General features: G+C 43.5%; 8 protein-coding genes. All 8 read left to right on the top strand.

From position 1 onward, the window contains the following. Positions 1-2,339 precede the first annotated feature (2,339 nt). The 8 genes from IEW69_RS16750 to IEW69_RS16715 all read left to right on the top strand — a co-directional run bounded on the left by IEW69_RS16750 (position 2,340) and on the right by IEW69_RS16715 (position 10,800). The gene (locus tag IEW69_RS16750) at positions 2,340-3,269 is read left to right on the top strand and encodes an outer membrane protein assembly factor BamD (protein ID WP_188628024.1); all 930 of its coding nucleotides are present in this window, start codon (positions 2,340-2,342) and stop codon (positions 3,267-3,269) included. Continuing rightward, positions 3,269-3,604, top strand: a complete 336-nt coding sequence (locus IEW69_RS16745; RefSeq protein WP_188628023.1) for a DNA-directed RNA polymerase subunit omega — start codon at positions 3,269-3,271, stop codon at positions 3,602-3,604. The genes IEW69_RS16750 and IEW69_RS16745 overlap by 1 nt, the downstream gene beginning before the upstream one ends. Positions 3,605-3,635: 31 nt before the next feature. After that, a complete protein-coding gene (gene coaBC / locus IEW69_RS16740; protein ID WP_188628022.1) occupies positions 3,636-4,829 on the top strand; it encodes a bifunctional phosphopantothenoylcysteine decarboxylase/phosphopantothenate--cysteine ligase CoaBC in 1,194 nt (397 codons plus the stop codon). A 1-nt stretch (position 4,830) separates the two neighbouring features. Beyond that, complete coding sequence (gene porD / locus IEW69_RS16735) at positions 4,831-5,721, top strand: type IX secretion system protein PorD (RefSeq protein ID WP_188628021.1); 891 nt, start codon at positions 4,831-4,833, stop codon at positions 5,719-5,721. Positions 5,722-5,889: 168 nt separating this feature from the next. Then, complete coding sequence (locus tag IEW69_RS16730; protein WP_229663667.1) at positions 5,890-6,300, top strand: BlaI/MecI/CopY family transcriptional regulator; 411 nt, start codon at positions 5,890-5,892, stop codon at positions 6,298-6,300. A 4-nt stretch (positions 6,301-6,304) separates the two neighbouring features. After that, on the top strand, positions 6,305-8,134 hold the full coding sequence (locus IEW69_RS16725; protein WP_188628020.1) for a M56 family metallopeptidase: 1,830 nt from the start codon (positions 6,305-6,307) through the stop codon (positions 8,132-8,134). A gap of 102 nt (positions 8,135-8,236) precedes the next feature. Then, positions 8,237-9,898 (top strand): DNA repair protein RecN, encoded by a 1,662-nt coding sequence (recN, locus tag IEW69_RS16720; RefSeq protein ID WP_188628019.1) that lies wholly within the window; start codon positions 8,237-8,239, stop codon positions 9,896-9,898. Positions 9,899-9,975: 77 nt separating this feature from the next. Continuing rightward, positions 9,976-10,800, top strand: a complete 825-nt coding sequence (locus tag IEW69_RS16715) for an enoyl-ACP reductase FabI (protein ID WP_188628018.1) — start codon at positions 9,976-9,978, stop codon at positions 10,798-10,800. Positions 10,801-10,908 lie beyond the last annotated feature (108 nt).

Here is a 10,908-nt window from a genome sequence, read left to right as displayed (position 1 = left end):
TCCTCTCGGTTTGCCTTTATATGTTGCAGATCCTCTAGCGTGTGTTTCCCAGTCTTTTTCGTCTGGTCTGTTTAGCTAAATTCGCTGTTTCAATCTTGTTTGTTTTGCCTTTCTTAACATCCGTTAAGTGGCTCCCTGTTTGTTGGGACTGCAAAGGTAGTAATGATTTTGATATTGTCAAGAATTTATTTTTCTTTTTTTTTCTTTTTGTTTGTCGCTCTTTTCAGAACTCGCTTACTGTTTCCAGTTCGCTATCGTTTACATTTTCAGTAAACGCAAAAAGAGACATTATCTTACTCCTTTATCAGCCTTTCAAATCTTTACTTCTTTATCCTTTTCACTAATCCTCTTCCTCCGAAGCGGAGTGCAAATGTAGAAGAAAAATCCTTGGCTGCAAAACAATATGTAGAAATATCTTGTTATCCCCAGCTAATTCGCTGGGAAACAAGCGCAATCATTTTCACAGCAATGCACAGGGGTTTGTGTAAGTTGTACAATAAGGCGTTTCGGGACAGCCTTAAGAAGCTTAATCAGTATAAGCAAGCAGGCTTTTCTCTCCTTTTCATGTTTGAATAGCAGAGCGCTTACCTATCCCCTACATGTATAAACAAGCTTTTTGAAGGTTATCTATATAAACGAAGGTGTTTTTTGCTGCGATCTGCATGTACGAACAGGAACTGTCGAGGCTAATTATATAGATACCCGTAGCTTTTCGATGTAATCTGCATGCACTAATAAGCTTTTTCGAATGGTTTTCTCGCCCATTATAACTTTTGGCATATCGCTGTCGTGATGCTTATACATTTGATATATGTCCGGTGCTACGTCATCTAATATAGAAACAGGCACCCTTCTAATCCCATCTGCGTAACTAAACATGCCTTTTCCAAGCTATTTACAGTTATCTCGGCGCATTATTGATGTATCTGCATATAACAACAAGCCATATCAAGAATAAAAGTAAGAGCCTGAATGCCGATACATGCATAAACAAGCCTTTCCAGGCTCACTATATAAATATCGACGTTGTTTGATCTGATCGACATGCACCAATAAGCTTTACCTAGGTCCTCTTTATAGATACAGATACTATTATGACGTAATCTGCATACGCTAACAAGCATTTTCCAGATCATCTATATAGATAAAGGCACTTTTTAGATCTGCCCTGCATATGCCAACAGTCCTTTTCAACATCATCTATATAGATACAGATGCCCTTCATATATATAGCTGGCTTTTTTAATGTTCACCTTATATATGGAGCAAGCTTTATCGATGTACATTACCTTATATAAAGCAAGCGCTTTTGAGTGTAAAGTCAATATTCACGGATACCTACAGGCACGAAGAGGTAGAAAGATCAGATCGGCAAGCAAAACATCGTACCTAGCAGTGCCCAATTACGTGCACTAACGTTTCCTTGCCAAGCATCATCCCCCAGCAGCAATCCAGTCCGGGGCGGATGTTGCCCTTGCTGAATACAAACAGCTGCTATACCTTTAAACTATTTCCGCTGTGCGAGAACTTACATGCGGCTGTAAATACAGTATTGAGTAGTGCAGCACTGATCATACTACATATACATCATATATATAGCATATACGTCAATACACGTATGGCATATAAACTAACCACATATAACGCCTCGGGGAAATTAACCCAATCGACCACTCCAAGCTGTACGCACCAGCACTGTGCGGTCCCAAATCGAAAGCAACATGCAAACCCGCCCATCCCAAATTAATTGCCTCCAAATACGATTCAGTCGATCGCTTGTAACCATAACAAGCACTAAAGTATAGTACATTCAGGAATAAGGTGGGCCGTTGTATAGTTGTCCCAGCATTAAGACATAGCCAAATCGTGAAACCTCTACTCCGCCCAGCGGCTAAACAGCAACAAAACACGATCAGAAAGAGACCAGATCAGTTTCGGAACAAACGCACACCAGACGCACAGCAAACGCACACCAAACGCACAGCAAGCGCACAGATCATGTGCGGTTGCTGTGCGTGATATCTGAGATTGCTCCAGGTTTGATGTGACTAATTGTACTTACAGCTGGGCCACAACTACATGCCTATCCAATCACAAAGCAGTTTGAAAACCCCAATGGCAATGCGCAGATAATAGCAGGAAAGGATTAGAAACGAGTGACGGAATGAAGGCGTCCTACCTCGGACGAAGCACGAGTAAATAGCTGCTTGAACACCGCAAAGCGAGACAATATATTGTGTTAAAAAATGTTAATCCCTTGAAAGGATGAATGCCTTTCGATAGCTTAGCGGACTATTATTTTTAATTGGCGTTATCGTATTATTACTTATCTTTGCAGAATGTTTAAAATTAAACACTTAACATTATTATTACTAACTATCCTGACTTTATCTGTTGCCGGATGTAAAAGTCAATTCGAGAAAATCAGGCTTAGCAACGACGTAGCTAAGAAATATCAGGAGGCGGTTAGATTATATAACAACAAAAATTATTCAAAGGCCTTAATTCTATTTGAAGACCTTACACAGAAATATCGCGGCCGTGCAGAAGCGGAAGACCTGAACTACTATTACGCTTATACCCTGTACCGTTTAGGTGATTACACCACTGCACGTTTTCAGTTCAAAAGCTTTGCAGATCTATATCCAACAAGTAAAAACGCAGAAGAATGCCGTTACATGTATGCTTACTGTTTTTACCTGGACTCACCGAATTCAACGCTAGATCAGGAAAACACTTACAAGGCTATTGATGCCATGCAGTTGTTCATCAACCTTTACCCGAAAAGTGAGCGTGTTGCGCAAGCCACACAGTACATCAACGACTTAAGAGGTAAACTGGAGGACAAAGCATACGCAAATGCTAAATTGTATTATGATCTAGGCGGTTACGACGTGACGAACTATAAAGCAGCAGTAGTTGCTTTACAAGCTTCGCAGGTAGAATTTCCAGACATTAAGTACGCGGAAGAAATGGATTTGTTAACTGTTAAGTCCCAATTCCTGTACGCTAAGAACAGCTTCGAGACCCGCCAGGAAGAGCGTTACAATGAAGCCATTAAATTCGCTGATGAATTCGTGCAGTCACATCCGGAAAGTAAATACATGAAGGAAGTAACTGAATTGAAAGCAGAAAGCGAAGCTGGCATCGAAAATGCAAAGCGTGTTCTGGCTGACATTGCTAAACAGAACGAGAAGTATAAAGCAACGCTTGAGAAAGAAGCAAAGAGAGATAGTACAAAAACAACGATTAAAACCCCAACAACATAATGAATACGAACAAGACCGCTGTACCAAATACAACCGTTACCAGAAATGTTAATGATTTAGATCAGAAGACAGAAAACATCTATGAGTCGTTAGTGATCATTGCAAAAAGAGCAAACCAGATCTCTAACAACATCAAAGAAGAGCTGCACGGTAAACTAGCAGAATTTGCGTCTTCAAATGATAACCTGGAGGAGATTTTTGAAAACAGAGAACAAATCGAAATCAGCAAGCACTACGAGCGTATGCCTAAGCCTTCGCTAATTGCAATCGACGAATTCCTGAACGATAAGGTTTATCACAGAAACCCGGCAAAAGAAGAAAGCAACAAGGCATAGTTATCCATTGCATCCCCAATTGCAAGATACCATGCTTCAAAATAAAAACATTATCCTTGGCGTTTGCGGCAGCATCGCAGCCTATAAATCGGCCTCCCTGGTCAGATTGCTCGTAAAAGCGGGTGCAAACGTCAAGGTTATTCTTACTGCAAATGCATCGGCTTTCATTACGCCGCTCACCCTTGCAACCCTATCTAAAAATCCTGTTTATACCAAGTACTACGAAGAGGAAACCGGCGTATGGAGCAACCACGTGGAGCTTGCGCTATGGGCCGATTACATCCTGATTGCCCCGGCAAGTGCCAACACCCTCTCCAAAATGGCAAACGGTGTATGTGACAACCTGCTTTCCGCAGTGTACCTATCTGCAAAATGCGAGGTGCTCTTCGCTCCTGCCATGGATCTGGATATGTGGAAGCATGAAAGCACACAGGCAAACATCCAGAAGCTACAGGCATTTGGTAATCTGATGATTGCACCCGGAAGTGGTGAGCTGGCTAGCGGATTGGTTGGCGAAGGTCGACTGGCAGAGCCGGAGGAAATTGTTGACTTCCTTACGGAACATATCCGGAAAGACCTACCCCTACTGGACACCCGCGTACTGATTACAGCCGGACCAACCTATGAAGCCATTGATCCGGTTCGTTTCATTGGCAATCATTCTTCTGGCAAAATGGGGTTTGCCCTTGCACACGCCTTCCAACAAATGGGTGCAAACGTAACCTTAATCAGCGGTCCCAGTGCAGAACTAGCTAGTCCGGGCATCAATAGAATAAACGTACGTAGCGCAGCTGAAATGCATCAGGCTTGTCTGGAGCAATTTCCAACTTCGGACATCACGGTGATGAGTGCGGCAGTTGCCGACTACACCCCTATTGAAGTCGCGACAGAAAAAATCAAGAAACAAGATCAGACGCTGCACATTGCGCTGAAGAAAACAACGGATATTCTGGCAGACCTCGGCATAAAGAAATCCGCAAACCAGATTCTGGTAGGCTTCGCGCTGGAAACCACCAATGAAGAATTTCATGCGCAAGAGAAGCTGAAGCGCAAGAACCTTGATCTTATCGTACTGAACTCCTTGAATGATGCTGGTGCCGGCTTTGGCGGTAACACCAACAAGGTGACCATCTTTAATAGGGCGCTTGAAAAGAAGGTGTTTGATGTAAAATCAAAAACGGAGGTTGCGGCAGACATTTGCCGGGAAATCATTAGCTTGCTATAGTATGAAAAGAACCTTGCTGCTCCTTGTTTTGTGTATGCTGTTACAAAGGGTGCATGCACAGGAACTAAATGCAAGGGTTCAGCTTCTTGCCCCTACGGTATCCAACCTCAATCCTGCAAACCTGCAAATGATGCAGGATGCCATCCGAAATTTCCTCAACAGCAACAAGTGGAGTACAGACACCTACCTTCCGCAGGAAAGAATTGAATGCAACTTCGTCATCACCATCCGGGCATGGGACGGCAACGCCAGTTACCAGGCAGATGCACAGATACAATCTTCAAGACCGTTGTTTGGCAGTAGCTACAACAGCACACTATTAAGTCTCAATGACCGGGATTTCAATTTCACCTTTACCGAAGGGCAACCACTCGAATATTCAGAACAGGTCTTCATCAATAACCTGAGCGCCATTCTTGCGTTTTATGCTTACACGATCATTGGTCTGGATCGGGATAGCTTTGCAAACTTGGGCGGTACACCGCTGTTTCTAAAAGCGCAGCAGACCATGAACATCGCGCAGACATCAGGGAACACGGGTTGGAAAGCGGCAGACGGGCTAAGGAATCGCTATTGGCTGAACGAAAATCTCTTGAACAACAATTACCAGGCACTTCGGACTTTCATCTACAGCTACCACATTGAAGGGCTCGACCGCATGACGCAAGACCAGAACACCGCAGCGGGTAACTTCTTTCGCAGCCTTACCGCATTGAGCAGTTTAGACAAACAACGTTTTGGTGCATACTTTCCGAACATCTACTTTTCCGGGAAGTCTGATGAATTTATCCAAATCTGCTCCACCCTTAATGCAGCGCAGAAACGCAGCGCGCTGGATTTGCTTGCCACTATTGATCCGGCAAATGCAGGTCGTTACCAATCCGCAAAGTAGAATCACATCTTAGGTTCTATATTTTCTGGCTTAATAGTCATTTCAGATTTTGCTATTCTTAATTAAACCTGTTTTTTCTTAATCCTGCACAGCAAGTCTGCCCGGCCAATCATCATGCTAAATTTTTTTAATATTTAATTTGCATTGTACGAATACATTCGTAGATTTATGTACGAAACAATTCGTATTAAGATGATGACGGGAGCGATAGACATTAAACCAACAGAAAGTGAATTAGAAATCCTGCAGATTTTGTGGGAGAAAGAGCGGTGTACAGTACGTGAAGTACATGAGATTTTAGAAAAGAACAAGGATGCAGGTTACACCACAACTTTAAAGCTCATGCAGATCATGCATGAAAAAGGACTTGTTAGCCGGGATACCAGCGCCAAAACACACATTTATAAAGCGCTGGTCAATCAACAGAAAACCCAGCAACATCTGGTAAGCCGCATGATAAACAATGTTTTTAACGGTTCGGCCAGCCGGATGGTTATGCAGGCACTTGGGAACCATAAAGCCAGTAAGGAGGAACTTGATGCCATTAAACAATATCTCGACGATTTAAGCAAAAAATAAGATCATGGAAACATTAGTTAACAACATCATCATCGCATTTGGCTGGAGTATTTTCCATTCTTTGTGGCAGGGCGCAATCATTTATGGATTACTGTTTCTGGCGCTTACGACCGTGCCCCGGCTAAGTGCCAGGTGGAAGCATAATCTTGCGTTTGGGTCTATATGCCTGATGTTTGGCAGTTTTCTAATGTCTTTTGTTTCCAACCTTAAAACTGCTACACCAGTTACAAACATTCATTTCGCACCGGGTGTCAGCTTACCCGCGGAGCTTAGCACCGCGACGGGCGCAGCTGGCCTCGCACAATTAGCGGAGCGGTACTTCCCCTACCTGGTCGCGTTGTATGCTGCTGGTGTGTTGGTGCAGCTTTGCATCCTGATCTACAGCTATCGGAAACTTGAACAGGTTAAAGCGGCTGCGCATCAACAGGCGCCACCTCTATGGATGGAGCGGTTTGTACAAGTCCTTGCCGAATTGAAGATCAGCAGGCAGGTTCAGTTTAAACTGTCTGATAAAGTAAATGTCCCGTTGGTCATTGGCTTCTTCAAGCCGCTCATCTTGTTTCCGGTTAGCATGGCGACCCAGCTGGACATTCAGCAGGTGGAAGCGATCTTGATCCATGAGCTGTCGCATGTGCGCAGGCACGACTTCCTGTTGAATCTGATTAAGACCGGCATAGAGACAGTCATGTTTTTCAATCCCTTTGTATGGCTAAGCAGTCGCTTCATCCGCATTGAGCGGGAGCACGATTGTGATGACCGTGTGGTAAAGTTCACTGGCACACCACTCACCTATGCGCATGCACTACTGAAGATAGAGATCCTGAAGGAAAAAGATACGCCTGCCCTTTCACTGGCTGCAAATGGAAGCAGTCAGCATTTGTACCACAGAATTAAACGAATCACCGATATGAAAACGACCTACATGAACGCCAAACAACGCATGTTTGCAGTTGCACTGACACTTGGAACGATAGTTTCACTTGCATGGGTAAGCCCCTCGAAAGAGCAAGCGGTTGTAAAAACCGCAGCAAAAGATTTGATGAATCGCCTGGAAGGCATCACGATGAAAACAGATGAATCTTTGACTCAGCAAGATAGTCAGCACTTAGCTTTAACGGTACCAATAGATACGCCGAAGAAAAAGAAGAAAGTTAAGATTATAACTGTTGATGAAAAAGGCACTAAACACGAGTACAGTTCTGTGAGCGAACTTCCGGATAGTTTAAAAATTGAGGCCATGCCACGGGTATATGCATTTAGGTCTGGTGATTTCCCAATGGACTCGGCAACCGTTCTTGCACTTAGAAGTAAGGCAGAAAAGTTTACGCAGCATTTCACTTCGCCTGAAGCGAAAGCAAGATTTGAAAAGCTCGACTTAGAGATGCAGAAAAAAGGCGAAGCTATGGCCAAGCGCTTCAACAACCCTGAGGAACGTGCAAAGTGGGAGAAATTAGCACTATCTATGCAGAAGCAAGGTGAGGCTTTTACGAAGCGATTCAGCTCACCAGAAGAACAGGCGAAACGGAAGGCATTAACAGAATCCTTAAAAAAGAATGCTGAGGAATTGCGCTTGAAAATGAATGATCCTGCACAGCAGGAAGCTTTTAAAAAGTTGAATAAAGAGCTGGGTGAGGAGGCCAAGGAACTTCAGAAAATGATACTTACCCCGGAGTTGAACCGGCAGATTAAAGATCTCAATTTCAGCTTCAAATATGGCACAGATGCTCAAGAACATACCGCTTTGAGAAATTCTGAAGAATATAAAAAGCTGAAGAAGGAATTCGATGAGAAGGTAGAGAAACTTAGAAAGAAACAGGAAAAAAGGAAATCCTGATTTCGAAGCAATAATTTAAAAAGGCAGATCTTTATCTGCCTTTTTTTGTTGTAAAGAATTAAACATGCAAGGCTAAGTTTTTCATAATTTAGCAAATGAAATATGCTACAAAAACTTTCTATACGTAATTACGCATTAATTGATAGTGTTGAACTTGAGCTGGAGAAAGGTTTGAACATTGTAACCGGAGAAACGGGTGCCGGTAAGTCCATCATGCTGGGTGCACTATCCCTGATTCTGGGTCAGCGCGCAGAAACCAAGTATTTCTTCAACCAGGCAAAGAAGTGTGTGATTGAAGGCACCTTCAAGTTGAACGAGAATTCTCAGCACCTCTTTCTTGAACATGACCTGGATTACCAGGAAGAAAGCATCCTCCGCCGTGAGATCTCTATTGACGGTAAATCCAGGGCTTTCATTAACGATACACCTGTTACCCTTTCGGTGATGAAGCAGGTTGGTGAGAAGCTGATTGATATTCACTCCCAGCATGCCACGCAGGAGGTTAGTGACCCGGCTTTCCAGCTGTCTATCGTGGATACGCTGGCCAACCACATGCCATTGCTCAGCGAATATCGTCAGAAGTTCCACACCTATCGTAAGCTTAGTAAGCAGCTATCAACCATGCAGGCTGCTGCAGATGAAGCCAGAACGAAGCAGGATTATGAGCAGTTTCTTTTCAATGAACTGGAAGCAGCAAACCTGCAGGCGGATGAACAGGAGCTGCTTGAAACTGAATTGGAAGCACTGAACAATTCCGAGAGCATTAAAAGGAGTTTAGTGAACAGCTATGCCCTTTTGAGTGAGCAGGAAGTTGCCGTGCTACCGATGCTGAAGGAAGTGGTGAGTCAGCTGAACAGCGTAGAGAAGTATAATCCAGCGTATGAAAGCTTGAATGAGCGACTTCGCTCTGCATTGATCGATCTGAAGGATGTATCGGAAGAGTTGATGGCACTGGAGGAATCGGTGATATTCAGTGTTTCCAGGGTGGATGAGATTAATTCGCGTTTGGACATGATATATGCGCTGGAGCAAAAGCACCGCGTGAAGACTGTTGAAGAGCTGATTGAAATTCGTGAGACACTAAGTGACAGCCTGGGCCGTTTGCTGAGTGGCGACGAAGAGATTGAGAAGTTGCAAAAGACACTAGAAGCGCAACGCGCGGAACTGGAAAAGAAAGCAGACAAGCTGTCGCAGAACCGGATGAAGTCTATCAAGAGTTCTGAGAAGCAGATCGACGAGATCCTAATGCAGGTTGGAATGCCGAACGCCAAGATCCATCTTGAACAAACGGTGCTAAGTGACTTTGGTAAAGATGGCAAGGATCAGATTGCACTTTTGTTTTCAGCCAATGCTGGTCAGGCGCCCGCACCTGTAGGTAAGATTGCTTCCGGTGGAGAGCTTTCCAGGTTGATGCTGGCGATAAAGTCGATCATGGCGAAACATACAGCCCTGCCTACATTGATCTTTGATGAAATTGACACGGGTATTTCGGGGGAAACAGCCTTGCGTGTGGGAGATGTTATTGGCCATTTGGAGAAGAACATGCAGGTGCTTTGCATTACGCACTTACCGCAGATTGCCTCTAAGGGTCAGGCGCATTACTTTGTGTATAAACATGAGGCCAAGGATAAAACAACGACGGGAATCAGGAGGTTATCTGCACCGGAACGTATTGATGCAATTGCGGAGATGCTTAGCGGTAAGAATCCCGGAAGTTCTGCTTTGGAGAATGCGAAAGACCTCCTGGGTTATAAAAATGAATAACCCCGATACTGAAAAGAAAAAATTACTAACTTCGACTTGTTAAGTTAGGCCTTAACGACAACATTAAAAGTAGAAATATGTACAACTTATTAAAAGGTAAACGCGGCATCATTACCGGTGCATTAGATGAAAATTCTATCGCATGGAAGGTTGCTGAAAAAGCACATGAAGAGGGCGCAACATTTGTGTTAACCAATGCCCCTATCGCCATGCGCATGGGTGAAATCAAAGTATTGGCTGAGAAAACAGGTTCGCAAATTGTTCCTGCAGACGCAACTAATGTTGATGAACTAACCAACCTTTTTACACAATCTCAAGAAATATTAGGTGGTAAAATAGATTTCGTATTACACTCCATTGGTATGAGTGTTAATATCCGTAAGAAAATCCCTTACACCGAATCGAATTACGATTACTTCATGAAAGGTATTGATGTTTCTGCAATGTCTTTTCATAAAATGCTTGCTGTAGCAAAGAAACTTGATGCTATTGCTGAAGGTGGTAGTGTTGTAGCACTTACTTACATGGCTGCACAGCGAACTTATCCATTCTATACGGACATGGCTGACATCAAAGCAATGCTTGAATCTATTGCAAGAAGCTTCGGTTATCACTATGGCGTTGAGAAAAAAGTAAGGATCAATACGGTTTCACAGTCGCCAACCAAAACCACTGCTGGTACAGGTATCAAAGGCTTCGGTGACTTCTATGATTTCGCGAATTCAATTGCACCACTTGGAAACGCTGATGCGGAATCTTGTGCAGATTACTGTGTAACCTTGTTCTCTGACTTAACCAGAATGGTTACCATGCAGAACTTGTTCCATGATGGCGGATATTCTTCAACCGGCGTAAGTGACGACGTGATGAAACGCTTAGGGATCGGCTCAGAAGGCGAATAAGCCTCAGCTTTGAACTTAAATTTTAAAAGTCCCCTCTGGGGACTTTTATTTTTACTGAGAATTTTAAAAAGGTCAATATATTGTTGTTATGCAAAATGTGTTGACTGT

The sequence above is a fragment of the Pedobacter quisquiliarum genome (assembly GCF_014642175.1).
Taxonomy (GTDB): domain Bacteria; phylum Bacteroidota; class Bacteroidia; order Sphingobacteriales; family Sphingobacteriaceae; genus Pedobacter; species Pedobacter quisquiliarum.
This window is presented reverse-complemented; position numbering and strand designations above follow the sequence as displayed.